The organism is Bacillus sp. FSL M8-0049, from assembly GCF_038593355.1.
GTDB classification, from domain to species: domain Bacteria; phylum Bacillota; class Bacilli; order Bacillales; family Bacillaceae; genus Bacillus; species Bacillus safensis.
The window spans coordinates 2,707,336-2,732,915 of record NZ_CP151986.1 but is presented as its reverse complement, the minus strand read 5'-3'; the positions used below and the strand labels follow the sequence as shown (position 1 = coordinate 2,732,915).

Below are 25,580 nucleotides of genomic sequence, written 5' to 3'. Positions count from 1 at the left end.
AAAACTAAAAGGAGTGGTGCGGATGAAGGTGAGACATGCTGTACATCAAGATATTCCTAAAATCGCCGAAATACATGTGAAGAGCTGGCAAACGACTTATCAAGGCATTATTAATCAGGATTATTTGGATGGTTTAAATATAAAAGATCGGAAAGAGAGCTGGAGAAAAAGATCGCTTGAAGGCACGTTTGTCGCAGAAGATGCGGATGGCGTATTTGGTTTTGCTTCTTTCGGAAAACAACGTGACGAACGTTATTCTACATATGATGGAGAGCTGTATGCCATCTATTTATTACAACAGAAACAGAAATCAGGTGCGGGTATTGCTTTAATTGCTAAAGGTGTCGATTATTTAATAGAAAAAGGGTATCAGAGGTTGATGCTATGGGTGTTTGAGCAAAATTCGGCAAAACAATTTTATCAAAAACTTCAACCTAGTTTTGTCGTTACCAGCCAGTTCGAGCTGGCTGGCGAGAACCATAATGAAATAGGGTATGGATGGGAGCTCTCTATATTGAATAACCATGTACAGCGGATTAAATCGTCAGCTTCCAGTAATAATGAGAGAAAAAAGTGAAGAGCACAGCAAGCAGCATGTAAGAAATAAACGGTGAAGCTTCTACTTTTCCTTTCACGCCTGCTATTTTTAAAGCTTCATAGAAACCTGCCAAAAAATAAGCAAGACTGAGAATATAGCAGCACAGCATAATGGAGTAAGGGCTCATTGTCGTACCTCCAGCATGAAATCTTCTATTATTAATAGATTCCATAGAGCAGCAAATTATGCATAAAAAAATAACCAGCTGAAATCAGCCGGTTATTTTTGATGAGGAAAAACCAAACGAGATGCACTTGGGATGAGTATACAAAGAACGATACTGCAAATAATAAATGAAGGAACCATATATGTGCTGTTATAAATTAAAGAGTAGACCCATCCTGGTGTTCCTTTCGGTGCATATTGAGAGAAGAAAACGACGCCAGAAATAAAGAACGTCAGCAGTCTGAATAAACTAGCAACAAAAACAGCTAAGGTAATATAGAAGAATTGCTGTTTTCGCTTTTGATCCTGAATGGCTTTTTTGATCAGTCCAGAAAACAGGCCGCTTAAAGAAATGACAACAGATGCAACGAAGTAATCGAGGAATCCTTGAACAGGTGTAGCGATGATCGGGCTATTCATCAGCTGAAGACCTGCGATTAACACACCGATGATAAATCCGGTAGATATTCCCCATCTAATAGACATGAGAATAACGGGAATCATAATCAGCGCAAGAGAACCGCCATTGGGCATTCTTAAAAAGAGACCTGATAAGTAATCTAATACAAGAGCAAGTGAAGTCATAATCGCGATTTCCATCAGTCGTACCAATTGATTTGATTGCTGCATAAAAAAATCTCCTTTTTCATGAATTGAGCAAGGAGAGACCGTGTAAGGATGAGTATGTTATTCATAGAAAAACATATCGATTTGAATACACCGTATGTATTCAAGTGATGCCACATTCCTACTTCAGTATTAACTGACAGGTTCAAAGGGTCAGAACAACGAATGTTCACTCTCAGCACAAAGCTCCCCCTGCGGTTATTTAGTTTCAATCTATTATAAATATACTAAAGACCTGCAGGATCAACAATAGACAATTCCCGAGATAAGCAGCATTTGTATCAATATATAGGAAGAGATAAGGAAAAATAAATTATTTAGAAAAAATACTTGTTTCTTCTTTCAAAAGGTGTTATATTTGTATTCGCCGCTGAAACAGCGCGGTTGATAAATAACATTAAGAAAAAAGTTGTTGACTTTATCTTGATAGAATGTTATATTAATAAAGTCGCCTCTGAGAGACGACGAAGATGATCTTTGAAAACTAAACAAGACAAAACGTACCTGTTAATTCGAGTTTTTATAAAAAAATCCTATGATACTTCATAGGTAGTCAGTCAAACTGGCGAAAAGCAAAACTTCGGTTTTGTACTTTTTCGGAGAGTTTGATCCTGGCTCAGGACGAACGCTGGCGGCGTGCCTAATACATGCAAGTCGAGCGGACAGAAGGGAGCTTGCTCCCGGATGTTAGCGGCGGACGGGTGAGTAACACGTGGGTAACCTGCCTGTAAGACTGGGATAACTCCGGGAAACCGGAGCTAATACCGGATAGTTCCTTGAACCGCATGGTTCAAGGATGAAAGACGGTTTCGGCTGTCACTTACAGATGGACCCGCGGCGCATTAGCTAGTTGGTGGGGTAATGGCTCACCAAGGCGACGATGCGTAGCCGACCTGAGAGGGTGATCGGCCACACTGGGACTGAGACACGGCCCAGACTCCTACGGGAGGCAGCAGTAGGGAATCTTCCGCAATGGACGAAAGTCTGACGGAGCAACGCCGCGTGAGTGATGAAGGTTTTCGGATCGTAAAGCTCTGTTGTTAGGGAAGAACAAGTGCGAGAGTAACTGCTCGCACCTTGACGGTACCTAACCAGAAAGCCACGGCTAACTACGTGCCAGCAGCCGCGGTAATACGTAGGTGGCAAGCGTTGTCCGGAATTATTGGGCGTAAAGGGCTCGCAGGCGGTTTCTTAAGTCTGATGTGAAAGCCCCCGGCTCAACCGGGGAGGGTCATTGGAAACTGGGAAACTTGAGTGCAGAAGAGGAGAGTGGAATTCCACGTGTAGCGGTGAAATGCGTAGAGATGTGGAGGAACACCAGTGGCGAAGGCGACTCTCTGGTCTGTAACTGACGCTGAGGAGCGAAAGCGTGGGGAGCGAACAGGATTAGATACCCTGGTAGTCCACGCCGTAAACGATGAGTGCTAAGTGTTAGGGGGTTTCCGCCCCTTAGTGCTGCAGCTAACGCATTAAGCACTCCGCCTGGGGAGTACGGTCGCAAGACTGAAACTCAAAGGAATTGACGGGGGCCCGCACAAGCGGTGGAGCATGTGGTTTAATTCGAAGCAACGCGAAGAACCTTACCAGGTCTTGACATCCTCTGACAACCCTAGAGATAGGGCTTTCCCTTCGGGGACAGAGTGACAGGTGGTGCATGGTTGTCGTCAGCTCGTGTCGTGAGATGTTGGGTTAAGTCCCGCAACGAGCGCAACCCTTGATCTTAGTTGCCAGCATTCAGTTGGGCACTCTAAGGTGACTGCCGGTGACAAACCGGAGGAAGGTGGGGATGACGTCAAATCATCATGCCCCTTATGACCTGGGCTACACACGTGCTACAATGGACAGAACAAAGGGCTGCAAGACCGCAAGGTTTAGCCAATCCCATAAATCTGTTCTCAGTTCGGATCGCAGTCTGCAACTCGACTGCGTGAAGCTGGAATCGCTAGTAATCGCGGATCAGCATGCCGCGGTGAATACGTTCCCGGGCCTTGTACACACCGCCCGTCACACCACGAGAGTTTGCAACACCCGAAGTCGGTGAGGTAACCTTTATGGAGCCAGCCGCCGAAGGTGGGGCAGATGATTGGGGTGAAGTCGTAACAAGGTAGCCGTATCGGAAGGTGCGGCTGGATCACCTCCTTTCTAAGGATATATGGAGCAGCGTACGTTTTCGTCTTGTTTAGTTTTGAAGGATCATTCCTTCAAAACATGTCTCTAGCGAGACAGGATTGTTCTTTGAAAACTAGATAACAATAAGTAATACATTCACATTGAATGCAATGCAAAGTTCATCACACATAGTGATTCTTTCTAAAGTAAGAAATGGTTAAGTTAGAAAGGGCGCACGGTGGATGCCTTGGCACTAGGAGCCGATGAAGGACGGGACGAACACCGATATGCTTCGGGGAGCTGTAAGCAAGCTTTGATCCGGAGATTTCCGAATGGGGAAACCCACTGCTCGTAATGGAGTAGTATCCATACTTGAATACATAGAGTATGAGAAGGCATACCCGGGGAACTGAAACATCTAAGTACCCGGAGGAAGAGAAAGCAAATGCGATTCCCTGAGTAGCGGCGAGCGAAACGGGAACAGCCCAAACCAAGAGGCTTGCCTCTTGGGGTTGTAGGACACTCTATACGGAGTTACAAAGGAACGATATAAGCGAAGAGGTCTGGAAAGGCCCGCCAAAGAAGGTAACAGCCCTGTAACTGAAATGTCGTTCTCTCCAGAGTGGATCCTGAGTACGGCGGAACACGTGAAATTCCGTCGGAATCCGGGAGGACCATCTCCCAAGGCTAAATACTCCCTAGTGACCGATAGTGAACCAGTACCGTGAGGGAAAGGTGAAAAGCACCCCGGAAGGGGAGTGAAATAGATCCTGAAACCGTGTGCCTACAAGTAGTCAGAGCCCGTTAACGGGTGATGGCGTGCCTTTTGTAGAATGAACCGGCGAGTTACGATCCCGTGCAAGGTTAAGCAGAAGATGCGGAGCCGCAGCGAAAGCGAGTCTGAATAGGGCGCATGAGTACGTGGTCGTAGACCCGAAACCAGGTGATCTACCCATGTCCAGGGTGAAGTTCAGGTAACACTGAATGGAGGCCCGAACCCACGCACGTTGAAAAGTGCGGGGATGAGGTGTGGGTAGGGGTGAAATGCCAATCGAACCTGGAGATAGCTGGTTCTCTCCGAAATAGCTTTAGGGCTAGCCTCAAGGTAAGAGTCTCGGAGGTAGAGCACTGATTGGACTAGGGGCCCCTACCGGGTTACCGAATTCAGTCAAACTCCGAATGCCGATGACTTATCCTTGGGAGTCAGACTGCGAGTGATAAGATCCGTAGTCGAAAGGGAAACAGCCCAGACCGCCAGCTAAGGTCCCAAAGTATACGTTAAGTGGAAAAGGATGTGGAGTTGCTTAGACAACCAGGATGTTGGCTTAGAAGCAGCCACCATTTAAAGAGTGCGTAATAGCTCACTGGTCGAGTGACTCTGCGCCGAAAATGTACCGGGGCTAAACGTATCACCGAAGCTGCGGACTGTTCTTACGAACAGTGGTAGGAGAGCGTTCTAAGGGCTGTGAAGCCAGACCGGAAGGACTGGTGGAGCGCTTAGAAGTGAGAATGCCGGTATGAGTAGCGAAAGACGGGTGAGAATCCCGTCCACCGAATGCCTAAGGTTTCCTGAGGAAGGCTCGTCCGCTCAGGGTTAGTCGGGACCTAAGCCGAGGCCGAAAGGCGTAGGCGATGGACAACAGGTTGATATTCCTGTACCACCTCCTCACCATTTGAGCAATGGGGGGACGCAGGAGGATAGGGTAAGCGCGGTATTGGATATCCGCGTCCAAGCAGTTAGGCTGGGAAATAGGCAAATCCGTTTCCCGTAAAGGCTGAGCTGTGATGGCGAGCGAAATTTAGTAGCGAAGTTCCTGATTCCACACTGCCAAGAAAAGCCTCTAGCGAGGTGAGAGGTGCCCGTACCGCAAACCGACACAGGTAGGCGAGGAGAGAATCCTAAGGTGATCGAGAGAACTCTCGTTAAGGAACTCGGCAAAATGACCCCGTAACTTCGGGAGAAGGGGTGCTTCTTAGGGTGTTAAAGCCCCGAGAAGCCGCAGTGAATAGGCCCAGGCGACTGTTTAGCAAAAACACAGGTCTCTGCGAAGCCGTAAGGCGAAGTATAGGGGCTGACGCCTGCCCGGTGCTGGAAGGTTAAGAGGAGCGCTTAGCGTAAGCGAAGGTGCGAATTGAAGCCCCAGTAAACGGCGGCCGTAACTATAACGGTCCTAAGGTAGCGAAATTCCTTGTCGGGTAAGTTCCGACCCGCACGAAAGGCGCAACGATCTGGGCACTGTCTCAACGAGAGACTCGGTGAAATTATAGTACCTGTGAAGATGCAGGTTACCCGCGACAGGACGGAAAGACCCCGTGGAGCTTTACTGCAGCCTGATATTGAATGTTGGTACAGCTTGTACAGGATAGGTAGGAGCCTTGGAAACCGGAGCGCTAGCTTCGGTGGAGGCATCGGTGGGATACTACCCTGGCTGTATTGACCTTCTAACCCGCTGCCCTTATCGGGCAGGGAGACAGTGTCAGGTGGGCAGTTTGACTGGGGCGGTCGCCTCCTAAAATGTAACGGAGGCGCCCAAAGGTTCCCTCAGAATGGTTGGAAATCATTCGCAGAGTGTAAAGGCACAAGGGAGCTTGACTGCGAGACCTACAAGTCGAGCAGGGACGAAAGTCGGGCTTAGTGATCCGGTGGTTCCGCATGGAAGGGCCATCGCTCAACGGATAAAAGCTACCCCGGGGATAACAGGCTTATCTCCCCCAAGAGTCCACATCGACGGGGAGGTTTGGCACCTCGATGTCGGCTCATCGCATCCTGGGGCTGTAGTCGGTCCCAAGGGTTGGGCTGTTCGCCCATTAAAGCGGTACGCGAGCTGGGTTCAGAACGTCGTGAGACAGTTCGGTCCCTATCCGTCGCGGGCGCAGGAAATTTGAGAGGAGCTGTCCTTAGTACGAGAGGACCGGGATGGACGCACCGCTGGTGTACCAGTTGTTCTGCCAAGGGCATCGCTGGGTAGCTATGTGCGGACGGGATAAGTGCTGAAAGCATCTAAGCATGAAGCCCCCCTCAAGATGAGATTTCCCATTCCGCAAGGAAGTAAGATCCCTGAAAGATGATCAGGTTGATAGGTCTGAGGTGGAAGCGTGGTGACACGTGGAGCTGACAGATACTAATAGATCGAGGACTTAACCTATATTCTAATGTGAAGTTTGAACATTGTTATCTAGTTTTGAGAGAACATTCTCTCCATCAGGTTTGGTGGCGATAGCGAAGAGGTCACACCCGTTCCCATACCGAACACGGAAGTTAAGCTCTTCAGCGCCGATGGTAGTTGGGGGTTTCCCCCTGTGAGAGTAGGACGCCGCCAAGCTTCTATAAGGATCAGTTCCAGTCGGAACTGGTCTTTTTTGTGCAAGTTGAGGGTACATTCACTTGTTTGATAAAAGATCGTGGCTTCATTTTATGTCCACAAGCAGCGTGTGAAATACTTGGATATAAAGAGAAAAAGAGTCTATCGCATAAACCATTATCTATAAAAAAACAATAGAGAGACAGAGTATCAGCTTATATAGGGAAATTAAAGATGTGTAAGCGTCTATGATTTTTTATAAATGCTTACGGCTAAAGAGATACATATATCATTAAAGTATAAAAATGAGGGACTGCTAATATTTCTGAAGGAATCGAACGTTTTAAAAGAGAATATAGAAGAGAGAAGTTCAGCTGCAGAACGTGGAACAGCAGCTGTTTGAATAGGAGAAATGACGATCATTTGTTAAAAGAAATACGCAATGAAAATTGAAATAAAATTTTTTTAATATAGCCTTTACAAATGATTAAAACCTGTATATAATAATCTTTGTCGGATCGAGAGATTCCTACATAGTGGAGGATTAGCTCAGCTGGGAGAGCATCTGCCTTACAAGCAGAGGGTCGGCGGTTCGAGCCCGTCATCCTCCACCATATTTATTCTTACATAATGTTAGGATAGATAAAGCCGGTGTAGCTCAACTGGTAGAGCAACTGACTTGTAATCAGTAGGTTGGGGGTTCAAGTCCTCTTGCCGGCACCACTTTCATATGGTAAGATAGACAAGTCGCTTTTAAAGCGAGCCATTAGCTCAGTTGGTAGAGCATCTGACTTTTAATCAGAGGGTCGAAGGTTCGAGTCCTTCATGGCTCACCATGTTTCATGCGGGTGTGGCGGAATTGGCAGACGCGCTAGACTTAGGATCTAGTGTCTTTATGACGTGGGGGTTCAAGTCCCTTCACCCGCATTGCCAAATAAAATAAAGAAATCCTGTAATGCGGAAGTAGTTCAGTGGTAGAACACCACCTTGCCAAGGTGGGGGTCGCGGGTTCGAATCCCGTCTTCCGCTTATACCATCCACGCCGGGGTGGTGGAATTGGCAGACACACAGGACTTAAAATCCTGCGGTAGGTGACTACCGTGCCGGTTCAAGTCCGGCCCTCGGCATTATAAATAAGCGCCCGTAGCTCAATTGGATAGAGCGTTTGACTACGGATCAAAAGGTTAGGGGTTCGACTCCTCTCGGGCGCGCCATTAAGATCGGGAAGTAGCTCAGCTTGGTAGAGCACTTGGTTTGGGACCAAGGGGTCGCAGGTTCGAATCCTGTCTTCCCGACCATCTTTTATGGGGCCTTAGCTCAGCTGGGAGAGCGCCTGCCTTGCACGCAGGAGGTCAGCGGTTCGATCCCGCTAGGCTCCACTTTTTAAAAGATTATTTTGATCATGGCGGTGTAGCTCAGCTGGCTAGAGCGTACGGTTCATACCCGTGAGGTCGGGGGTTCGATCCCCTCCGCCGCTATAAAGGACCTTTAGCTCAGTTGGTTAGAGCAGACGGCTCATAACCGTCCGGTCGTAGGTTCGAGTCCTACAAGGTCCACCATCTATACGGAGGAATACCCAAGTCCGGCTGAAGGGATCGGTCTTGAAAACCGACAGGGGTGTCAAAGCCCGCGGGGGTTCGAATCCCTCTTCCTCCGCCATATTTTTTAAAACCCATATCATCGCGGGGTGGAGCAGTTCGGTAGCTCGTCGGGCTCATAACCCGAAGGTCGCAGGTTCAAATCCTGCCCCCGCAACCAAAATGGTCCGGTAGTTCAGTTGGTTAGAATGCCTGCCTGTCACGCAGGAGGTCGCGGGTTCGAGTCCCGTCCGGACCGCCATTTTTCAATAGATACTTGGCTCGGTAGCTCAGTTGGTAGAGCAACGGACTGAAAATCCGTGTGTCGGCGGTTCGATTCCGTCCCGAGCCACTTTTATAAAAATATTCATAGTATGGCGGTTGTGGCGAAGTGGTTAACGCACCAGATTGTGGCTCTGGCACTCGTGGGTTCGATTCCCATCAATCGCCCCATACATATTTTTGCGGGTGTAGTTTAGTGGTAAAACCTCAGCCTTCCAAGCTGATGTCGTGGGTTCGATTCCCATCACCCGCTCCATTTGTATATCTGTTCATGGGCCTGTAGCTCAGCTGGTTAGAGCGCACGCCTGATAAGCGTGAGGTCGGTGGTTCGAGTCCACTCAGGCCCACCATGATCTTCCGCAGTAGCTCAGTGGTAGAGCTATCGGCTGTTAACCGATCGGTCGTAGGTTCGAATCCTACCTGCGGAGCCAAATGGAGAAGTACTCAAGTGGCTGAAGAGGCGCCCCTGCTAAGGGTGTAGGTCGCGTAAGCGGCGCGAGGGTTCAAATCCCTCCTTCTCCGCCATTGATCTGGCCCGTTGGTCAAGCGGTTAAGACACCGCCCTTTCACGGCGGTAACACGGGTTCGAATCCCGTACGGGTCATTTTTAAAAGAGATCTTGTCAAAGATCTCTTTTTTATTTTCTCCAAAACGAAAGACCGCATCATGGCGGTCTTTTTTTTACATATTCATGGAATAGATCGTATAAGACAAGTATGTGGCAAAGAAGCCCCATAAGACATAAGGAATCAGTAAAATTGGAACGACTTTGCTTAGTTTACGTGAGACGATGACAAGTGCAAGTGCTGTCAGTGCGACGAGCAGGCAGTCGATTGTAGCTGCAAACAAATCCTTTTGTGTAAATTGAAAAAAGCTAAAGGCTTGATTGAAAACATAATTTAAAAGGAAAAGAATCCAAAATGGTAAAGTGATTTTTTGGAACCCATATTTTCCATAAATGATCGCTGCGGACAATGAGATGAGTGCAAATAAGACAGCCCACACAGCAGCAATGACACCGCCACCAGGCGTCCATTCTGGTTTATTCAATGCGTCATACCATTCTCTGTCGATGGGGAACAAGAATCCGGCAATAGAGAATAGTGCGTATGTAATAAAGAAGACGACAATTGCCCAAATGATACTTTTTCTAGCCATCAAGAATCTCCTCCAATCAAATTCACTCTTAAAATGATTTCCCAATAATTACATGATATAAACATAAAGCCCCCAATATGAGGGGACTAATGATTTTCTTCTGTATAAGGTTCTTCCTCGTACGGTTTCAAGTCACCAAATACCGTCATGACACCTTCTTCGTCTAATGCTTCTTCATAGGCCTCGTGTGCTTTGTTCGGATACACCTTGCTGGCTTTTCCTTCAATATCAGCAGCTGCGAATCCTTCGTAATCCTCCACATAATCTTCATCTTCTGATTGTGTATACACATCATCGTACGTTAGAGGAGGGAATTCCATATCAGACGGGGTCTCAGAGTTTCCGTAGCGTTCTACGTCTTGGTAGGCATCCTCTCCATCGTACGCAGCACTTTCTTCATTTTCAAATTGTCCCGCGGGAGGACTTAATAAATCCTCTTCAATCGGACGGTTTTGTGAAACGGTCTGTTCTTTTGAATGCTCTGTGCAAGTGACGGCAGTAGGCAGGGCTTCTAAGCGTTCCTTTGGAATAGGGGCTTTACAGACCTTGCACAGACCATAAGAGCCGTCAGCAATGGCTTGGAGTGCTTCATTGATGTCTAACATATGTTCATGTTCCAAGCTGTTTAAAGCAATATCTTTCCCCCGCTCGAACAGCTCTGTCCCTTGATCACCCGGGTGGTTATCATAGGCAGACAATTCACCGATCGAATCGTAAGGAAAGGATACTTTCTGTTCATCGTCATGGCTTTTGGCTTCAAGTTCTTTCTTTTCATCGAGAAGGCGCTGCTTCAAATGATGTAATTCGTCTTTAGACAACAAAGCGATCATCCTTTCATATCAAACATATTGTTAGTATGAGCAATTTTGTATGTAAGACTAGTTCCAATTTGAAGCAATTCCTTATTAAAAAAACGCCTGCGGCTGCAGGCGTTTTTTGTTACGCGATATAGTATTGTAAGATCAAAGCGATCGTCAGCAGAAAACCAAAAAATGTATTGGTTTGAGCTGTAGATTTCATGGCATTCATTAATTCAATCGGTTTTTCTTTTTGTTTAAACTCTTTAATGGCTGTATAGGCTTTTGGCACACTCAGTAAAACAAGAAGACTCCAAAGACCGACGATATCTGTGAAGATATAAACAAAAATGAGTACATATGATACCAAAAACATGGAAAGTAAAATGTTCACTGCAGCTTTGCGTCCAGCAAGAATGGCAAGTGTTTTTCGTCCATTTTCCATGTCCCCGTCTAAATCACGGATATTGTTCGACAGTAAGATGGCACCAACTAAAATAGAAATTGGTAGTGAGACGAGAACAGCTTTAGACGTCAGTGTGCCTGTTTGGATATAGAAACTAATCAGGATGATTCCTAATCCCATAAAAGCACCTGAAACAAGTTCTCCAAACGGTGTATATGCAATTGGTACAGGGCCGCCAGTATAGAAATAGCCTGCTGCCATACAAATAAGACCTATTAGTGCAATCCACCAGCTAGACATCATGCAAATATATACCCCAAGTAATAAAGAAACCGCAAATAGTGCATAAGCGAGGGTGAGGACTGTCTTTGGCTTCACACCGTTTCTTACAATGGCTCCGCCGATGCCGACAGATTTCTCGTTGTCCAGCCCGCGAACATAATCAAAGTACTCATTAAACATGTTTGTTGCGATTTGGATAAACATAGATGCGAACAGCATGGCTAAAAATAGTCCACCATGTATTTGACCACTTGGAAGTGCTAAAACAGTTCCTAAAGTAACGGGAATAAATGCCGCTGTTAGTGTATGCGGTCGTAGTAAATTCCACCAAATTCGCCAGTTTTTATCAGGCTTTATTGGTGAAAGCTGATCTGATATCGATTGATGCTGCATAAAATATACTCCTTTAAATAAAAAAATACGTACACGTCCAAATTCCAGTTTAGCAAAGTTCAAAAAGGTGTCAATATATTGATGCGATGAATCGGGAAAAAGATGTTTGCTAATCGTTGCCATATCGAAGGAAAGCTTGATTTTAGAACAGGTTCTGCCATTTTACCTTTGATGCTCTCGTTTCAATAAGCAGGAGCGAAAAAATCTTGAAAGCGTGATATAATAAGGATTCGAGGTTTTAAAAGCTGTTTTCTTTACTAAGTTCATCTGTTAAGGTTTATAATAGAAAAGCAGGTCATTCGACATATTCGAATGTTCATGTATTTTTTCATTATGGGTTTTATTTTTTTATGTTATTTCATGGATTTTGGAGGAATGTATCATGGTGACAACAGTGCAAAGTACTTTCCGGCAGGAAGCGCTCGCGACATTAGAAGAAGCGAATAACGTCAACCATGCTGTTTTGATAAGCTACTCCAGAAGAGTTGACGATCTGGATCCTCTTGCCTTTTTCCAAAGCGGCGAAGCGGATTTTTTAGGCGAGCGGTTTTTTTGGTCTGATCCAGAAAGCCAAATGATATTTTCTGGACTTGGCAGAGCGGCCGTCATTAAATCATCTGAGCAAGGCAAGGAACGATTCGATATAGTCCATCAAGAATGGGAACAGCTAAAGCAGCACATGTTCCATTTTCATGATGAGAAGGAGTTAAAGCAAGCGGCTGTTGGTCCGCTTTTATTTGGAGGATTCTCGTTTGATCCGCACGAAGAGAAGGCGCGTCATTGGGAAGCATTTGGCGAGGCTCATTTTTTTGTGCCATCGATCATGCTGACTGTTTCAAAAGAAGGTAGCTTTCTTACGATCAATGAGTGGAAGCAGGTGGACGGGAATGTTCATCAGCTTATTCAAGAATTAGAACAAAAGGCCTCTCGTTTCGAGACATTACCAGTACGGACTGGTGGACAAGCTGAACTTGTTCATATGGAAGAGCTGGATGTGAACGAATGGATGAAGGCGATCCAAGAAGCGACAGACCACATTCGTGCAAACGAATATGAAAAGGTTGTTTTAGCAAGAGAAGTCTTGCTTCACTATAAAAATCAAATTGAACTTGCTCCACTATTAGCAGAATTATTAAAGCATCAAACAACGAGTTATGTATTTGCAGTTGAACAGGGAAGACAAGCATTTGTCGGAGCAACGCCGGAACGCTTAGTGAAAAAAAGCGGCGGAGAGGTCTTTTCATCCTGTTTAGCAGGTTCCATTGTTCGCGGAAAAGATGAAGCGGAGGATCACGCATTAGGCGAGGAACTGCTGCATGATGAGAAGAATTTGATTGAACATCAAATTGTCGTCAATATGATTGAGCAAGCATTTAAAGCGAATTGCCTTCATGTGCATAAACCAAATCAACCAAGTCTTTATAAAACAAAAAACATTCAGCATTTGTTTACACCGATTGTGGGAGAAATTAAAAGCAGCTGTTCCCTTTTTTCATTAATTGAGCAGCTTCATCCGACGCCGGCACTAGGCGGATATCCGAAGGAAAAGGCTATAGAAGTGATTCGTGAAATCGAACCGCTTAAGCGCGGCTGGTATGCAGCGCCGGTAGGCTGGATTGATTCTCAGGATAATGGAGAATTTGCTGTAGCCATTCGGTCAGGTCTTATTGAGGAAGATCATGTTCGTTTATTCGCTGGCTGCGGAATTGTAGAGGATTCCCTTGCAAAGCAGGAGTATGAGGAAACACAAGTGAAGTTAAGACCAATGCTGTCTGCTCTTGGAGGTCATCCTATTGAATAATCACATCATGACAACATATATAGGCAGATTGATGGATGAATTCGTCCAAGGTGGTGTGAAAGAGGCAGTTGTCTGTCCAGGTTCTCGTTCAACTCCGCTTGCGATGCTGGCTCTTGCTCATCAAGACATCCATGTCCATGTTTTAGTGGACGAACGGTCTGCTGCTTTTTATGCGCTTGGTCTTGCAAAAGCAAGTCAATCACCAGTGCTGCTTATTTGTACATCAGGTACAGCAGCTGTTAACTTTTATCCAGCCATTGTAGAGGCGCATTATTCTCGTGTACCTCTTATTGTTTTAACTGCTGATCGGCCGCACGAATTGAGGGAAGTTGGAGCACCTCAAGCGATTGATCAGCAATTCTTATTCGGTAAGTTTGTTAAATGGTTCACAGACTTAGCATTGCCAGAGGAAAGTCAAACAATGCTACGATATGTTCAGACAGCAGCTGCGAGAGCAAATCACATGTCGATGCAGGAGCCAAAGGGGCCTGTTCAGATTAATGTACCTCTGAGAGAACCATTGCTTCCTGATCTGTCTATTGATCCTTTCGCGAGAGAAGAATCAGACACGAAAAAGGTATTAGCATCAGGTCAGACATTCCCAAATGATCGAGTGATGTCTGAAATCGTAACCGTCATGAACCATTCCAAAAAGGGACTGATTGTGGCTGGTGAACTTCATACACAGGAAGAAAAAGAGGCAGTTTTACGCCTTTCGAAAGCTCTTCATTTACCTATTTTAGCTGACCCGCTGTCTCTTTTGCGCAACGGACATGTAAATGAAGATCTGATTATCGATGCGTATGATTCTTTATTAAAAGATGAAGCATTACAGCAGCACCTATTGCCGGAAATGGTCATTCGTTTTGGACCGATGCCTGTATCTAAGCCCTTATTCAAGTGGCTGGAAAAACATGCGGAAGTGAAGCAGATTGTTGTAGATGCAGCCGGAGGTTTTCGTGATCCTGGGTTAAGTGCTTCATACGTCATTGAAAGTACTGTGTCTGCTTTTGTAGAAGCAGCATTAACTCAAGCAGTGCAACGTAAAGAGACAAGCTTCTTAAACTGCTGGCAGAATGCTAATTCTTCATTCAGAACGCATGCAGCCCGCTATTCAGATGAGGATTTGTCCTTCGAAGGGAATGTGTACCGTCAGCTTCAGCACCTCTTGCCAAAGGAGAGTATCCTTTTTATCGGAAATAGTATGCCGATACGTGATGTAGATACATTTTTTGAAACTCAGTCCAAGCCTTTTCGAATGATGGCCAATCGCGGAGCAAATGGCATTGACGGCGTTGTGTCCACAGCACTTGGCACGTATGCAGCATTGAAGCAGCCAGTCACTTTAGTCATTGGAGATTTATCATTTTACCATGATATGAACGGTCTGCTTGCAGCTAAGCTGATGGACATTCCGCTGACAGTTGTTTTGATAAACAATGATGGGGGAGGTATCTTTTCTTTCCTTCCGCAGGCGTCTGATGAACCGTATTATGAAAAGCTCTTCGGTACGCCGACAGGACTGAATTTTGAGTATGCATCGAAGTTATATGGGGGAACCTATTCGAAACCGGCAACGAAACAAGAGTTACATGATGTGTACATGGCGCATATCGATGAACCTGGTCTTCATTTAATTGAAATTGAAACAGATCGTCATTCCCGTGTAGACAAGCATCGTCAAATGATGGATGACATATTGGAAGAAGTGAAAAAAGAATGCCTTCTCTCATCATAAGAATGCGTGATGGGGTAGCGTACGAAGTGGTGGACCAGAACCCTTCGGCAGCAAATGCTACACTATGCTTACACGGATTCACTGGAAGTGCAGCGTCTTGGACGTTCTTGAATGCTTATTTGGAGAATACAAGACTGATTCAGGTCAGCTTGCTCGGACATGGGCGTACGGACTCGCCAGAAAGTGTGAGAAGATATGCAATGTCTCAGCAGCTGGCAGATCTTGTAGAGATTTTAAACCAATTAAAGCTTCACAAAGTGAATATTCTCGGATATTCTATGGGAGGACGTATTGCTTTATCATTTGCCGCTCGTTATCCAGATCGTGTCAATAAATTGATCCTTGAGAGTACGTCTCCTGGGCTTCGCACTTTTAAAGAGCGGATGGCAAGACTAAAGCATGATCATCAGCTTGCTCAAAAGATTAGACATGAAGGCTTAGTGAAGTTTGTGGATTTTTGGGAAAGCATTCCTTTGTTTGCATCTCAGAAAACTTTATCAGCTGAAAGGCAGACTGAGCTGAGAGAGGGAAGACTCAAAGCCAATCCTCTTGGACTGGCTCGCAGCTTAGAAGGAATTGGAACAGGTTCACAGCCGTCTGTTTGGAAGGCGTTAAAGCATATTCATTTGCCTGCTTTGTTCATTTGCGGAACGTTTGATGAAAAGTTCTGCCATATCGGCAAACGTATGCAGCAGGAGCTGAAAGGAAGTCAATTCATTTTGGCTGAGCATGCCGGGCATACAGTTCATGTGGAACAACCACATTTTTTTGGTAAAATAGTAAGTGAGTTTATTTTAGAGCAAGATTAGAGGAGGAAATATTGATGGCTATTGAATGGCAAACAGAGCGTCAGTATGACGAAATTTTATATGAAACGTACAATGGGATCGCAAAGATTACGATTAATCGTCCACACGTACATAACGCGTTTACCCCAAAGACTGTTAGTGAATTAATTGATGCATTTTCACGGGCTCGTGATAATTCAGAAGTTGGTGTAATTGTTCTTGCAGGTGCTGGCGGAAAAGCATTCTGTTCTGGTGGAGACCAAAAAGTTCGCGGCCATGGCGGTTATGTAGGAGACGATCAAATTCCACGTCTAAATGTATTAGACTTGCAGCGTTTGATTCGTGTCATTCCAAAACCAGTTATCGCAATGGTAGCAGGTTACGCGATTGGCGGAGGACACGTTCTTCACGTTGTGTGTGACCTGACGATTGCAGCAGATAATGCGATTTTTGGACAAACAGGTCCAAAAGTAGGCAGCTTTGATGCTGGTTATGGTTCAGGCTACCTTGCACGTATTGTTGGTCATAAGAAAGCAAGAGAAATCTGGTACTTATGCCGTCAATACAATGCACAAGAAGCGCTTGATATGGGACTTGTTAACACAGTTGTCCCATTAGATCAGCTTGAAGAGGAAACGGTGAAGTGGTGTGAGGAGATGCTAGAAAAGAGCCCGACTGCTTTACGATTCTTGAAGGCTGCATTTAACGCAGATACGGATGGATTAGCTGGAATTCAACAATTTGCAGGAGATGCGACACTTCTTTATTACACAACAGATGAAGCAAAAGAAGGACGCGATTCCTTTAAGGAAAAACGCAAGCCGGACTTCGGCCAGTTCCCGCGTTTCCCTTGATTCAATGATATCAATGAACAACAGCTTAGTGCATCAGACTAAGCTGTTTTCTTTTACAAAAAGGAGGTGTCATGATGAAGCAACCTAATTGGCTGCTGCACCGTGCCTATTTAACGCCAGATCGAGTCGCACTCATTTATCAAGAGAAGGAGTGGACATTTCACGAATTAGCTCAAGAAGCGGAAGTGCTCTCAAATAGACTTGCTCAGGCATCATTGAAAAAAGGGGAAACGGTTGCGCTTTTGATGAACAATCATCCTCATATGGTGATGCTTGTACATGCCTGTTTTTTATTAGGGTTAAAAATTGTGCTATTGAATAATAAGCTGACAAAAGCTGAAAGGCGCTATCAGCTAGAAGATGCAAAAGCCGCGGCGTTATTAACAGAATCTAGTTATGCAAGCGATCATGAGGGTGATTTACCCGTTTATACAATGGAAACTTTACCTGAACCAGGGCAAGGCCATATCAACAAGATCGAGAGTGAATTTGATTTGAATGAAACAGCGACCATCATGTATACATCTGGGACAACAGGACGTCCAAAAGGGGTAGAGCAAACGTATGGCAATCATTTTCATAGTGCTGTTTCTTCTGCACTGAATCTGGGTCTCAGAGAGGATGACCGCTGGCTCATTGCCCTGCCTCTTTTTCATATTAGCGGCTTATCTGCTTTATTTAAGTCTGTGATATATGGAATGACAGTCGTGCTTCATCAGAAGTTTGACGTCGATGAAGTAAAGGATTCTATTGAACAACATCGTGTGACGATGATTTCCGTTGTGCAGACGATGTTATCTCGTTTATTAAGCAGATTGGCAGAATGTCCATCTTCTTTGCGCTGTCTTTTATTAGGAGGAGGCCCTGCGCCTTATGCGATGCTCCAAGAAAGCAAAGAGAAGGGCTTTCCTGTCTTTCAATCGTACGGGATGACGGAAACCTGTTCACAAATTGTGACCCTTGCGCCCGAATTTAGTGTAGAGAAGCTTGGTTCAGCGGGAAAACCTCTTTTTGGGTGTGAGCTGAAAATTCAAGATGGTGATCGCATTTGCCGTCCTTTTGAGCATGGCGAAATTATGGTGAAAGGTGCAAATGTGATGAAAGGATACCTTTACCGTGAAGAAGCGACCGCGGCTGCCTTTGATGAGGGCTGGCTGAAAACGGGTGATATTGGCTATGTGGATGAGGAAGGGTTCTTATTTGTGCTTGACCGCCGTTCAGATTTAATTATTTCTGGCGGAGAAAATATTTATCCTGCGGAAATTGAAGCGGTTCTGCTAACACATCCGCATGTAAAGGAAGCCGGAGTATCGGGTATGTATGATGATAGATGGGGAGAGGTACCTGCTGCTTTCCTTGTAACAGATGTTAAGATACCGGAGAATGAGCTCTATGCTTTATGTGGGTCGCATTTAGCCAAATATAAATGGCCCGCCGCTTTTCACTTTGTGGACGAGCTGCCAAGAAATGCGTCGAATAAATTGCAAAGGCACAGACTCAGATCAAAGGGGTTTTCAAATGATTCAAATTGAACGAGTAATTTTATATCATGTCACGATGAAGCTTAAACAGCCATTTACAACAAGTCTTGGAACCATTTCAGAGCGTGAGTTTATTATTGTTGAAGTCAAAGATCAGACAGGATTGACTGGATGGGGAGAAGTATCTGCTTTTTCTTCTCCGTGGTATACAGAAGAAACAATTGAGACTTGCTATCATATGCTGAGGGCTTTCTTTATCCCGAACGTGCTGACACGCACCTTTACACATCCTTCAGAAATCCCTGACAGTCTGTATCATTTTAAAGGCAATAGGATGGCGAAAGCAGGCATTGAAGCGGCTGTTTGGGATATTTATGCGAAGCGTGAGAATAAGTCTTTACGCGATGTATTAGGCGGTACAAAAGATAGAATACCATCTGGTGTTGTGGCGGGGTTAGGCCCTATTGACGATATGCTTGAGCAAATTCAGCAATTTGTTGACCAAGGCTATCAGCGGGTGAAGGTGAAAATTAAACCGGGACAAGATATTGGACTTCTTCAAAAGATCAGAGAGTCTTTTCCTGATCTGCCATTAATGGCAGATGCAAACTCTGCTTATGAATTAAAAGATATTAGCAAGCTTAAGCAGCTCGATGATATTCGTTTATTAATGATTGAACAGCCTCTAGCTGCAGATGATATTGTGGACCACCGCCATTTGCAAAAGCATTTAAAAACGCCGATTTGTTTAGATGAAAGTATTTGTTCTTTAGATGATGCTAGAAAAGCTGTAGAGCTTGGCAGCTGTCAAATTATTAATGTGAAGCCTTCACGAGTTGGGGGACTGACAGAGGCTCTTAAAATTCATACGTTCAGTAAGGAGAATCAAATTCCGTTATGGTGCGGAGGGATGATTGAAACAGGTATTTCCCGAGCGCAGAACGTGGCACTTGCTTCGCTTCCTCAATTTACGATTCCCGGTGATATTTCAGCTTCGTCAAAATTTTGGGAGCAGGATATCATTTTTCCTGAAATTAAGGTTGAAAATGGGTTTATTGAGGTGCCTCGCTCCCCAGGAATGGGCGTGGAAGTAGATTACCAAGCGCTCCGTTCGTTTTCAGATAAAATCGACGTGTTTACAAAACATGATTTTGTTAGATAAAAACGAAGGAATCACCTTTTGCATCTACAATAGAATCTAGGTATAGTGAGAGAAAGTTTTTCCTTCCTGTCTGAACAAAAAAGAAAGAGCGGTGATCCGCTCTTTCTACTCTTCAACCAGCTCGCTGTCATAAGCAAGCTGTCCGATATACTGATGAATTTCATTTGGCATGTTTGATGCATGTCCATATTCATAATCCCAAAGATTTAAAAAGGAGTGAGCGGCTTGGTGGAATGCGTCTTCATCCGCGTCATGAATTTCGTCAAAAAACGTTTGAAGCAGCCGATCATGTTTCAAAATGAAGCGCCTCCTTTAATGAGACTTAAAGGTCTTGTGGTTTAAACGTTTTACAATCCGTTTCTTCGCTTTTCTCAGCCGTATTTCCTGTGTGGCTGACGACATAGATTGCATCTGCACCACAGCGGTTTCCAGCATTCCAATAGGAACAGTTATTGACTTCACAAAGGATTTTTTGACTCATACAAATGACCTCCTTTTGAGTATGTCTTTCATCTATAATGTAACCGAAATGAAGCTCGTCCATTCATGTTAATCTTCCTGACGAATATAGCGCTTATCCTTCATAAATAATTTCCAGAAGAAATAAAATCCGGGAAACAAGATGATAAAACCTACAATATAGGTGATAAATAATGCCCTAAATGTGACAGGGTCTGTAAATCCAGACATGATTGTAATATCTGGATAAGCCATGTAAGGCAAATGGGCACGTCCATACACATAGCTTGCTAAGAAATATTGAATGGTAATCGCAATGACGGCAAGGCGTGGTCTTCCTTTCCGGTGCTTAAACCGGCTGTTTGGTAAAAATAGAGCCAGTCCTGCGAGCAGAAACATTAGGAGAGATACAAGAAGAATAGGGATGTTCTGCATCATTTTTGTGAACAGCCAATTGGCCTCGCTTCGTAATGTCAGCATGATAAAAAAGGCCATCATAAGTGAAAGTGGACCCGTAATGAGCGCTCCTCTTCTATAAATGCTGTAAGCTTCATCTTCATCAGCTACATTAGAGAAATCAGCTAAAAGCAAGGACGAAAGAAAAAGGGTGCTGAAAATGGCAAAGCCGACAAAAGAATAGACATTTGCACTTGTAAAGACCAGTCCAAGATCTAATGAGTAGACGTTGTTCTCCTGAAAGATAAAGCCACCATGGGTGATTGGGAGAACCATGATCAGGATGGACGGAATGATAAAGCCGCTGATCCCTGAAATATACGTCACCGCTTTTCGATATTTCTTAGGCAGTGAATGAGAAAACACGAGAAACCCGCTTCGCAGTGCAAGAAGTAATAATATGATGCTGCCGGGTATTAATAAAACGGTGCCAAGTACAAAGGTCGCACCTGGAAACAGGCTGAACAATGCGACAACGATGGCGACAATAAAGACGTTTGTCACTTCCCATGTTGGAGAAAGGTACTTATTTGCGATATTAGCGGCTTTTGTTTGTTCTTTATTCATATAAATCATCGACCAAAATCCTGCGCCGAAATCCATTGATGCCATCACTGCATAGATAAAAACGAATCCCCATAAGATGGTGATTGCAATGAGCGCATCAGTTGTAACATCCATTTGCATCAAGATCGCTCCTTTTTTAAGATTCTGTTAACCGTAGGTCTTCTTCAATCGTATTTTTCCTAAAGTAGTACGTCAGCACAATAACGGTTGCTATGCCTAAGATGAGATAGACAATGGCAAAAAGGATAAAAAGTGTCCCGATCGAGCCAGATGATGTGACAACCTCGGAGGTTTTGAGCATTCGATAAATGACCCATGGCTGGCGGCCTGTACAAGCAAAGATCCAGCCAAATTCAATAGCCAAAAGACTAAGAGGCCCGCCGAATAAGTAAAGAAAAAGAAGCCACTTCGGAAATTTGTCCCGTTTTAAAATTTTACGGTAAAGCAGGGCTAATACCGCAAATAGAATGAGCACCGATCCAATAATGACCATGCCGTTAAATAATGTGTGTATAAATAAAGGCGGCCACTCGTCACGAGGAAAATCATTTAAGCCTTTGACCACTGTATCAAAGCTATTTCCTGCCAGAAAACTGAGCGCCCAAGGAATTTCGATCGCACCTTTAATTTCCTGCGAATCAGCATCCGTAAAACCACCTATTGCAAGAGGCGCATGTGATTGCGTTTCAAATAAACCTTCAGCTCCAGCCAGCTTTTCAGGCTGATATTCATACAGAAGCTGAGCGGATTCGTGGCCATTTAAGGCTGTTAGAAAGGAGAAAAGTCCTCCTACAATGAGTCCAAGAAAAAGGGCTTTTCGATGAAATGTATAGAGCTTCTCATTTTTTCTCGTTTTGAGCATTTTAAAGGCTGCAACTGAAGCAATCACAAAAGCACCTGTTGTAAAAGCAGACAGCACAACATGTGTAGCAGTTACAGCAAAGCTTGGATTGAAAAAGGCCTTCCAAGGCTCGATATTTGTGATTTCTCCATTCACCATCTGAAAGCCAGCAGGTGTCCCTTCAAAAGCATGTACGTTTGTAATTAGAATCGCTGATGCAGCTGCACCAATAACGATAAAAATAACGGTAATGATGCGCATTGCATTTGATAGGCGATCCGCTGCGTACACATAAATAGACATAAATAATGCTTCTATAAAGAACGCATAAATTTCAATCTGGAATGGCAGTGACATGACCTTTCCGATGACCTCCATAAAACCTGGCCATAAAAGGGCAAGCTGCGTACCAGCAATTGTACCTGTTGGAATGGCGACCCCTAACAGAACAGCCTGTGCTTTTGTCCACCGCTTGGCCATGATGGCATAATGAGGGTCCTTCGTTTTTTGAAAGATGAGTTCGGCTAACAAAATCATTAGCGGGATGCCAACGCCAAGCGAGGCATAAATAATATGAAAGCCCATGGTTGTGCCGAACAGGCTTCTAGCTAAAACGAGATCAGTCAATTTTTTCTCCGCCTTTCTTATCGCTTCTCTTTTTCATGATGCTTATTATTCTCCACCATTTTTAGATTATTCTTCCTGACTAAGAAAGCTTGTTTTTTGACAAGTTGTAAAAGAGGGAGTAGAATATAAATATAAAACGTAATCGTTACGTTTTATTAACGAAAGGAGTTTTGACATTGAAAAGAGATATTCATCCAACCTCACATGAAGTTGTATTTATGGACGTAAACAGCGGTTACCGTTTCTTGAGTAGATCAACAAAGACATCAAACGAGACAGTAGAGTGGGAAGATGGGAAAACGTATCCTGTCATTAAAGTAGAAACAAGCTCTGATACGCATCCTTTTTATACAGGGCGCCAAAAATTCGGAGAAAAAGGCGGAAGAGCCGAGCAGTTTAAGAAAAAATATCAAATGTAATCAAAAAAGCACGCCTGATAAAGGTGTGCTTTTTTTGACAGTAAAAAACCCCGGGTGATCAGCCGGGGTTCAAAGCATTAATCATTTAAAGCGGTGTTTAAGGTCTTTAAGTTTTGTTTCATTAAGCTGACGTAGCTTTCGCCGTTTTTGGCATCATCTTCAGTAATGGATTCCAGATTTTTAAGGGTCAAGCTTTTTGCCCCAATTTCACTACGGATTGTATCTGATACTTTGCTGCTGACGTTGTTTTCAAAAATAACGTATTGAATGTGATGCTTTTCCGCTTTTTGTACAATGTTTTCGAGCTGTTTTTGTGATGGCTCTTCAGAAGCGGATAACCCTAAAACACTGATTTGCTCAATGCCATAGCGCTTTTCCCAATAACCATAAGCTGCGTGAGAAACAAGAATTTCTTTATGTTTCGCTTTAGATAACGTTGTTTTAAATTCTTGATTTAACGATTGCAAATCTTTTTTTAGATGTTCATAGTTTTTTGTGTATTCGTCTTTATGATCTGGATCTAAAGAGACGAGTGTGTCTTTAATGTTTTTCGCCATTTGCTGTGCATAAACCGGGTCTAACCATGCATGAGGGTCTTTATCTCCGTGATCGTGCCCGTCATGATCATGGTCTTCACCTTCATGGTCATGATCTTCGCCTTCTTCATGTGCATGTTCTTCATTTGTCGATAACAATTTGATGCCTTCGGCTGCTTTGACTGTTTTCACACCTTGGTCTTTTAAAGTGGCAGCAGTTTTGTCTGCGAATGCTTCAGCTCCTGTGCCGCTGTAGATAAAGGCATCACCTTCAGCCATTTCAACCATTGTTTTTGAACTTGGTTCAAAGCTGTGTGCATCTGCATTTGCAGGATACACGCTTTGAGCATGAACGTGAGAGCCGCCAATTTTTTCAGTAAAATCTTGGATTGGGAAGATCGTGGTGTAAATGATTAGTTTCCCGTCTGCCTTACCTTTTGAAGCATTAGTGCCCGCACTGCTTGAGCAAGCGGCAAGACCGATCGCGAATAAAGCAGCTGTTAAAATAAAAAAGATTTTTTTCATGTAGAAAATGTCTCCTCTCAATCTAATAGATAGAAATGATTACGATTTAATGTCCTGAGTTATTGTATCGTAATAATTACGATTTGAAAAGAGGAAAATAAAAAAATTTCGTCAGCAGATGTTTCCTCTAAAAAAATAAGCTGCAAAACGTGACGAAATTTCTTACATTGTGCTATATTTATTTTTAAAAAAAGATAAAGGAATGGACAAACGTATGAAACTTTTAGATGAAATCATCGAATATAATCAACAATTTATTGAAGAAAAGAAATACGAAGAATTTACAACAACAAAGTTTCCACAGAAAAAAGCTGTCATTCTATCGTGTATGGATACAAGACTTGTTGAACTGCTTCCGCGTGCCATGAACATGAAAAATGGTGATATTAAGATTGTCAAAAGTGCTGGGGCGCTTGTTTCTCATCCATTTGGAAGTATTATGCGAAGCATTTTAGTTGCTGTTTACGAATTAAATGCTGACGAGGTATATGTCATTGGGCACCATGATTGCGGGATGAGCAAAATAGACAGCCAGACACTTTTAAATAAAGCCGTTGAGCGCGGTATTCCAGAAAAACGTATTGAAGTACTGGAATACTCAGGAATTGATTTTAAACAGTGGCTCAAAAGCTTTAGTTCAGTCGAAGAGAGCGTGAAGGACAGTGTGTCCGTAGTGAAAAATCACCCGCTTCTTCCATCAGATGTACCTGTACACGGGCTTGTCATTGACCCTGGAACAGGGAAGCTTGACTTAGTTGTCAACGGATATGAAGAAAAGTAAGTTATTTTTCCTTTTTAGGCGGAACAGGATCGATGCCGCCAGGATGAAGCGGATGACATTTCAAAATCCGTTTTATGGTGAGCCAGCCGCCCTTGACCGCGCCATGCGTTTTGATCGCCTCTAGTCCATAGTTTGAGCATGTTGGATAAAACCGGCAGCTTGGCGGTGTAAGAGGGGAAATACATTTTTGATAAAAGCGTATTATGCCGATAAAAATTTGTTTCATAGAGGTTCCTCCTTGTCTGTCTTCCACAGTATAAGAAAAAAGAACAAGGAAGGAAAGTTTTATAAACTAAACTGGTCGGAGAAATATGTTATAATATAGGAAATTGCAATTATAGGAGTGGTGATTATGCCTTCAGTCGAAAGCTTTGAACTTGATCATAATGCTGTAAAAGCGCCATATGTTCGTCATTGCGGCGTTCATAAAGTGGGATCAGATGGGGAAGTAAATAAATTCGATATTCGTTTTTGTCAGCCCAACAAGCAGGCGATGAAACCTGATACGATTCATACATTAGAGCATTTGCTTGCGTTTAATATTAGAACACACTCAGAGAAATATGATCATTTTGATATCATTGATATTTCTCCAATGGGCTGCCAGACAGGCTACTATTTAGTTGTCAGTGGTGCACCAACTCCAAAAGAGATCGTTGAACTTCTTGATGCAACATTCAAGGATGCGGTTGAAGTAACAGAAATTCCTGCTGCAAACGAAGAGCAATGCGGACAAGCGAAGCTTCATGATCTTGAAGGGGCAAAACGTTTAATGCGTTTCTGGCTTTCTCAGGATCAAGAAGAGCTTTTAAAAGTATTTGGTTAATAAAAGGATGAACCGGACATTTA

General features: G+C 44.0%; 21 protein-coding genes, 21 tRNA genes, 3 rRNA genes and 1 riboswitch. Of the genes, 34 read left to right on the top strand and 11 right to left on the bottom strand.

The window, feature by feature from the left end; translation table 11 throughout:
* Nucleotides 1-22: 22 nt before the first annotated feature.
* Nucleotides 23-577 (top strand): GNAT family N-acetyltransferase, encoded by a 555-nt coding sequence (locus NSU13_RS14160; RefSeq protein WP_034284309.1) that lies wholly within the window; start codon nucleotides 23-25, stop codon nucleotides 575-577.
* Here NSU13_RS14160 and NSU13_RS14155 read toward each other — a convergent pair.
* Nucleotides 537-725, bottom strand: a complete 189-nt coding sequence (locus NSU13_RS14155; protein ID WP_024423229.1) for a hypothetical protein — start codon at nucleotides 723-725, stop codon at nucleotides 537-539. The genes NSU13_RS14160 and NSU13_RS14155 overlap by 41 nt on opposite strands.
* A 92-nt stretch (nucleotides 726-817) precedes the next feature.
* On the bottom strand, nucleotides 818-1,393 hold the full coding sequence (gene thiT, locus NSU13_RS14150) for an energy-coupled thiamine transporter ThiT (RefSeq protein ID WP_034284310.1): 576 nt from the start codon (nucleotides 1,391-1,393) through the stop codon (nucleotides 818-820).
* Nucleotides 1,394-1,491: 98 nt separating this feature from the next.
* Nucleotides 1,492-1,593: riboswitch (TPP riboswitch) on the bottom strand.
* 390 nt (nucleotides 1,594-1,983) lie between these two features.
* On the opposite strand from thiT, the gene NSU13_RS14145 reads away from it, so the two are divergent.
* The 24 genes from NSU13_RS14145 to NSU13_RS14030 all read left to right on the top strand — a co-directional run bounded on the left by NSU13_RS14145 (nucleotide 1,984) and on the right by NSU13_RS14030 (nucleotide 9,264).
* Nucleotides 1,984-3,532: ribosomal RNA gene (locus tag NSU13_RS14145) — 16S ribosomal RNA — on the top strand.
* Nucleotides 3,533-3,714: 182 nt separating this feature from the next.
* A 23S ribosomal RNA gene (locus NSU13_RS14140) occupies nucleotides 3,715-6,645 on the top strand.
* Nucleotides 6,646-6,706: 61 nt separating this feature from the next.
* Nucleotides 6,707-6,822, top strand: a 5S ribosomal RNA gene (gene rrf / locus NSU13_RS14135).
* Together the 16S, 23S and 5S rRNA genes form the textbook arrangement of a ribosomal RNA operon.
* 517 nt (nucleotides 6,823-7,339) lie before the next feature.
* Nucleotides 7,340-7,415 (top strand) — tRNA-Val (locus NSU13_RS14130).
* A gap of 33 nt (nucleotides 7,416-7,448) precedes the next feature.
* A tRNA-Thr gene (locus NSU13_RS14125) sits at nucleotides 7,449-7,524 on the top strand.
* Between the two features lie 37 nt (nucleotides 7,525-7,561).
* A tRNA-Lys gene (locus NSU13_RS14120) sits at nucleotides 7,562-7,637 on the top strand.
* Between the two features lie 8 nt (nucleotides 7,638-7,645).
* Nucleotides 7,646-7,728: transfer RNA gene (locus tag NSU13_RS14115), tRNA-Leu, on the top strand.
* 30 nt (nucleotides 7,729-7,758) lie between these two features.
* Nucleotides 7,759-7,830: transfer RNA gene (locus NSU13_RS14110), tRNA-Gly, on the top strand.
* A 12-nt stretch (nucleotides 7,831-7,842) separates the two neighbouring features.
* Nucleotides 7,843-7,928, top strand: a tRNA-Leu gene (locus tag NSU13_RS14105).
* Between the two features lie 10 nt (nucleotides 7,929-7,938).
* Nucleotides 7,939-8,015 (top strand) — tRNA-Arg (locus NSU13_RS14100).
* A 7-nt stretch (nucleotides 8,016-8,022) separates the two neighbouring features.
* Nucleotides 8,023-8,099 (top strand) — tRNA-Pro (locus NSU13_RS14095).
* 8 nt (nucleotides 8,100-8,107) lie between these two features.
* Nucleotides 8,108-8,180: transfer RNA gene (locus tag NSU13_RS14090), tRNA-Ala, on the top strand.
* Between the two features lie 25 nt (nucleotides 8,181-8,205).
* Nucleotides 8,206-8,279, top strand: a tRNA-Met gene (locus NSU13_RS14085).
* Nucleotides 8,280-8,283: 4 nt separating this feature from the next.
* Nucleotides 8,284-8,360, top strand: a tRNA-Ile gene (locus NSU13_RS14080).
* A 7-nt stretch (nucleotides 8,361-8,367) separates the two neighbouring features.
* Nucleotides 8,368-8,460: transfer RNA gene (locus NSU13_RS14075), tRNA-Ser, on the top strand.
* Nucleotides 8,461-8,482: 22 nt separating this feature from the next.
* Nucleotides 8,483-8,559, top strand: a tRNA-Met gene (locus NSU13_RS14070).
* A 4-nt stretch (nucleotides 8,560-8,563) separates the two neighbouring features.
* Nucleotides 8,564-8,640 (top strand) — tRNA-Asp (locus NSU13_RS14065).
* Nucleotides 8,641-8,657: 17 nt separating this feature from the next.
* A tRNA-Phe gene (locus NSU13_RS14060) sits at nucleotides 8,658-8,730 on the top strand.
* A gap of 25 nt (nucleotides 8,731-8,755) precedes the next feature.
* Nucleotides 8,756-8,831 (top strand) — tRNA-His (locus tag NSU13_RS14055).
* A gap of 11 nt (nucleotides 8,832-8,842) precedes the next feature.
* Nucleotides 8,843-8,916 (top strand) — tRNA-Gly (locus tag NSU13_RS14050).
* 17 nt (nucleotides 8,917-8,933) lie between these two features.
* Nucleotides 8,934-9,010 (top strand) — tRNA-Ile (locus NSU13_RS14045).
* A 6-nt stretch (nucleotides 9,011-9,016) separates the two neighbouring features.
* Nucleotides 9,017-9,091 (top strand) — tRNA-Asn (locus NSU13_RS14040).
* Nucleotides 9,092-9,094: 3 nt separating this feature from the next.
* Nucleotides 9,095-9,185: transfer RNA gene (locus NSU13_RS14035), tRNA-Ser, on the top strand.
* A gap of 7 nt (nucleotides 9,186-9,192) precedes the next feature.
* A tRNA-Glu gene (locus NSU13_RS14030) sits at nucleotides 9,193-9,264 on the top strand.
* Between the two features lie 77 nt (nucleotides 9,265-9,341).
* Here the strand turns inward: NSU13_RS14030 and NSU13_RS14025 are convergent.
* The 3 genes from NSU13_RS14025 to NSU13_RS14015 form a co-directional block, all read right to left on the bottom strand.
* Nucleotides 9,342-9,818 carry a tryptophan-rich sensory protein gene (locus tag NSU13_RS14025; RefSeq protein ID WP_061109521.1) on the bottom strand — a complete coding sequence of 159 codons (477 nt, stop codon included), beginning with the start codon at nucleotides 9,816-9,818 and terminating at the stop codon, nucleotides 9,342-9,344.
* Nucleotides 9,819-9,904: 86 nt separating this feature from the next.
* Complete coding sequence (locus NSU13_RS14020; RefSeq protein ID WP_041107397.1) at nucleotides 9,905-10,639, bottom strand: TraR/DksA C4-type zinc finger protein; 735 nt, start codon at nucleotides 10,637-10,639, stop codon at nucleotides 9,905-9,907.
* Between the two features lie 118 nt (nucleotides 10,640-10,757).
* The gene (locus tag NSU13_RS14015; protein ID WP_342489580.1) at nucleotides 10,758-11,696 is read right to left on the bottom strand and encodes a 1,4-dihydroxy-2-naphthoate polyprenyltransferase; all 939 of its coding nucleotides are present in this window, start codon (nucleotides 11,694-11,696) and stop codon (nucleotides 10,758-10,760) included.
* A 382-nt stretch (nucleotides 11,697-12,078) separates the two neighbouring features.
* Between NSU13_RS14015 and NSU13_RS14010 the strand changes: the two genes are divergently transcribed.
* The 6 genes from NSU13_RS14010 to menC all read left to right on the top strand — a co-directional run bounded on the left by NSU13_RS14010 (nucleotide 12,079) and on the right by menC (nucleotide 19,520).
* Nucleotides 12,079-13,497, top strand: coding sequence for an isochorismate synthase (locus tag NSU13_RS14010; RefSeq protein WP_041116869.1), 1,419 nt, complete (start codon nucleotides 12,079-12,081; stop codon nucleotides 13,495-13,497).
* Complete coding sequence (gene menD, locus NSU13_RS14005) at nucleotides 13,490-15,235, top strand: 2-succinyl-5-enolpyruvyl-6-hydroxy-3-cyclohexene-1-carboxylic-acid synthase (RefSeq protein ID WP_342489579.1); 1,746 nt, start codon at nucleotides 13,490-13,492, stop codon at nucleotides 15,233-15,235. Before NSU13_RS14010 ends, menD begins: the two co-directional genes overlap by 8 nt.
* Nucleotides 15,217-16,044, top strand: a complete 828-nt coding sequence (menH, locus tag NSU13_RS14000; protein ID WP_342489578.1) for a 2-succinyl-6-hydroxy-2,4-cyclohexadiene-1-carboxylate synthase — start codon at nucleotides 15,217-15,219, stop codon at nucleotides 16,042-16,044. Before menD ends, menH begins: the two co-directional genes overlap by 19 nt.
* Nucleotides 16,045-16,058: 14 nt before the next feature.
* Complete coding sequence (menB, locus tag NSU13_RS13995; protein WP_024424937.1) at nucleotides 16,059-16,877, top strand: 1,4-dihydroxy-2-naphthoyl-CoA synthase; 819 nt, start codon at nucleotides 16,059-16,061, stop codon at nucleotides 16,875-16,877.
* Between the two features lie 71 nt (nucleotides 16,878-16,948).
* Nucleotides 16,949-18,409, top strand: a complete 1,461-nt coding sequence (locus NSU13_RS13990; RefSeq protein ID WP_342489577.1) for an o-succinylbenzoate--CoA ligase — start codon at nucleotides 16,949-16,951, stop codon at nucleotides 18,407-18,409.
* Nucleotides 18,396-19,520: an o-succinylbenzoate synthase gene (gene menC, locus NSU13_RS13985; protein WP_342489576.1), complete on the top strand. Its 1,125-nt coding sequence runs from the start codon at nucleotides 18,396-18,398 to the stop codon at nucleotides 19,518-19,520. Before NSU13_RS13990 ends, menC begins: the two co-directional genes overlap by 14 nt.
* A 105-nt stretch (nucleotides 19,521-19,625) precedes the next feature.
* Here menC and NSU13_RS13980 read toward each other — a convergent pair whose 3' ends face one another.
* The 4 genes from NSU13_RS13980 to NSU13_RS13965 all read right to left on the bottom strand — a co-directional run bounded on the left by NSU13_RS13980 (nucleotide 19,626) and on the right by NSU13_RS13965 (nucleotide 22,470).
* The gene (locus NSU13_RS13980; RefSeq protein WP_034279382.1) at nucleotides 19,626-19,817 is read right to left on the bottom strand and encodes a hypothetical protein; all 192 of its coding nucleotides are present in this window, start codon (nucleotides 19,815-19,817) and stop codon (nucleotides 19,626-19,628) included.
* Nucleotides 19,818-19,842: 25 nt separating this feature from the next.
* Entirely contained in the window at nucleotides 19,843-20,001 is a 159-nt protein-coding gene (locus tag NSU13_RS13975; RefSeq protein WP_008360682.1) for a DUF1540 domain-containing protein, read from the bottom strand.
* A gap of 68 nt (nucleotides 20,002-20,069) precedes the next feature.
* Entirely contained in the window at nucleotides 20,070-21,116 is a 1,047-nt protein-coding gene (locus NSU13_RS13970) for a cytochrome d ubiquinol oxidase subunit II (RefSeq protein WP_176967069.1), read from the bottom strand.
* Nucleotides 21,117-21,138: 22 nt separating this feature from the next.
* The gene (locus tag NSU13_RS13965; protein WP_041116879.1) at nucleotides 21,139-22,470 is read right to left on the bottom strand and encodes a cytochrome ubiquinol oxidase subunit I; all 1,332 of its coding nucleotides are present in this window, start codon (nucleotides 22,468-22,470) and stop codon (nucleotides 21,139-21,141) included.
* 176 nt (nucleotides 22,471-22,646) lie between these two features.
* Here NSU13_RS13965 and NSU13_RS13960 point away from each other — a divergent pair, with 176 nt between their 5' ends.
* On the top strand, nucleotides 22,647-22,889 hold the full coding sequence (locus tag NSU13_RS13960) for a type B 50S ribosomal protein L31 (RefSeq protein WP_024424931.1): 243 nt from the start codon (nucleotides 22,647-22,649) through the stop codon (nucleotides 22,887-22,889).
* 77 nt (nucleotides 22,890-22,966) lie between these two features.
* On the opposite strand, the gene NSU13_RS13955 is transcribed toward NSU13_RS13960, so the two are convergent.
* Nucleotides 22,967-23,950, bottom strand: a complete 984-nt coding sequence (locus tag NSU13_RS13955; RefSeq protein ID WP_254001415.1) for a zinc ABC transporter substrate-binding protein — start codon at nucleotides 23,948-23,950, stop codon at nucleotides 22,967-22,969.
* A 214-nt stretch (nucleotides 23,951-24,164) separates the two neighbouring features.
* On the opposite strand from NSU13_RS13955, the gene NSU13_RS13950 reads away from it, so the two are divergent.
* Nucleotides 24,165-24,731: a carbonic anhydrase gene (locus NSU13_RS13950; RefSeq protein WP_024424929.1), complete on the top strand. Its 567-nt coding sequence runs from the start codon at nucleotides 24,165-24,167 to the stop codon at nucleotides 24,729-24,731.
* Between the two features lies 1 nt (nucleotide 24,732).
* On the opposite strand, the gene yidD is transcribed toward NSU13_RS13950, so the two are convergent.
* Nucleotides 24,733-24,957 carry a membrane protein insertion efficiency factor YidD gene (yidD, locus tag NSU13_RS13945; protein ID WP_024425785.1) on the bottom strand — a complete coding sequence of 75 codons (225 nt, stop codon included), beginning with the start codon at nucleotides 24,955-24,957 and terminating at the stop codon, nucleotides 24,733-24,735.
* Nucleotides 24,958-25,083: 126 nt separating this feature from the next.
* On the opposite strand from yidD, the gene NSU13_RS13940 reads away from it, so the two are divergent.
* Complete coding sequence (locus NSU13_RS13940; RefSeq protein ID WP_003217624.1) at nucleotides 25,084-25,557, top strand: S-ribosylhomocysteine lyase; 474 nt, start codon at nucleotides 25,084-25,086, stop codon at nucleotides 25,555-25,557.
* The last annotated feature ends 23 nt before the right edge of the window (nucleotides 25,558-25,580 follow it).

Excerpts from the sequence above, each read along its gene's own strand:
- NSU13_RS14010 (WP_041116869.1), top strand. The coding sequence starts at position 12,079 with ATGGTGACAACAGTGCAAAGTACTTTCCGGCAGGAAGCGCTCGCGACA.
- NSU13_RS13955 (WP_254001415.1), bottom strand. The coding sequence starts at position 23,950 with ATGAAAAAAATCTTTTTTATTTTAACAGCTGCTTTATTCGCGATCGGT.
- NSU13_RS14160 (WP_034284309.1), top strand. The coding sequence starts at position 23 with ATGAAGGTGAGACATGCTGTACATCAAGATATTCCTAAAATCGCCGAA.
- NSU13_RS13975 (WP_008360682.1), bottom strand. The coding sequence starts at position 20,001 with ATGAGTCAAAAAATCCTTTGTGAAGTCAATAACTGTTCCTATTGGAAT.
- NSU13_RS13940 (WP_003217624.1), top strand. The coding sequence starts at position 25,084 with ATGCCTTCAGTCGAAAGCTTTGAACTTGATCATAATGCTGTAAAAGCG.
- menH (WP_342489578.1), top strand. The coding sequence starts at position 15,217 with ATGCCTTCTCTCATCATAAGAATGCGTGATGGGGTAGCGTACGAAGTG.
- yidD (WP_024425785.1), bottom strand. The coding sequence starts at position 24,957 with ATGAAACAAATTTTTATCGGCATAATACGCTTTTATCAAAAATGTATT.
- menB (WP_024424937.1), top strand. The coding sequence starts at position 16,059 with ATGGCTATTGAATGGCAAACAGAGCGTCAGTATGACGAAATTTTATAT.
- NSU13_RS13990 (WP_342489577.1), top strand. The coding sequence starts at position 16,949 with ATGATGAAGCAACCTAATTGGCTGCTGCACCGTGCCTATTTAACGCCA.
- NSU13_RS13950 (WP_024424929.1), top strand. The coding sequence starts at position 24,165 with ATGAAACTTTTAGATGAAATCATCGAATATAATCAACAATTTATTGAA.
- NSU13_RS13970 (WP_176967069.1), bottom strand. The coding sequence starts at position 21,116 with ATGGATGTTACAACTGATGCGCTCATTGCAATCACCATCTTATGGGGA.
- NSU13_RS14025 (WP_061109521.1), bottom strand. The coding sequence starts at position 9,818 with ATGGCTAGAAAAAGTATCATTTGGGCAATTGTCGTCTTCTTTATTACA.
- NSU13_RS14015 (WP_342489580.1), bottom strand. The coding sequence starts at position 11,696 with ATGCAGCATCAATCGATATCAGATCAGCTTTCACCAATAAAGCCTGAT.
- menC (WP_342489576.1), top strand. The coding sequence starts at position 18,396 with ATGATTCAAATTGAACGAGTAATTTTATATCATGTCACGATGAAGCTT.
- thiT (WP_034284310.1), bottom strand. The coding sequence starts at position 1,393 with ATGCAGCAATCAAATCAATTGGTACGACTGATGGAAATCGCGATTATG.
- NSU13_RS14155 (WP_024423229.1), bottom strand. The coding sequence starts at position 725 with ATGAGCCCTTACTCCATTATGCTGTGCTGCTATATTCTCAGTCTTGCT.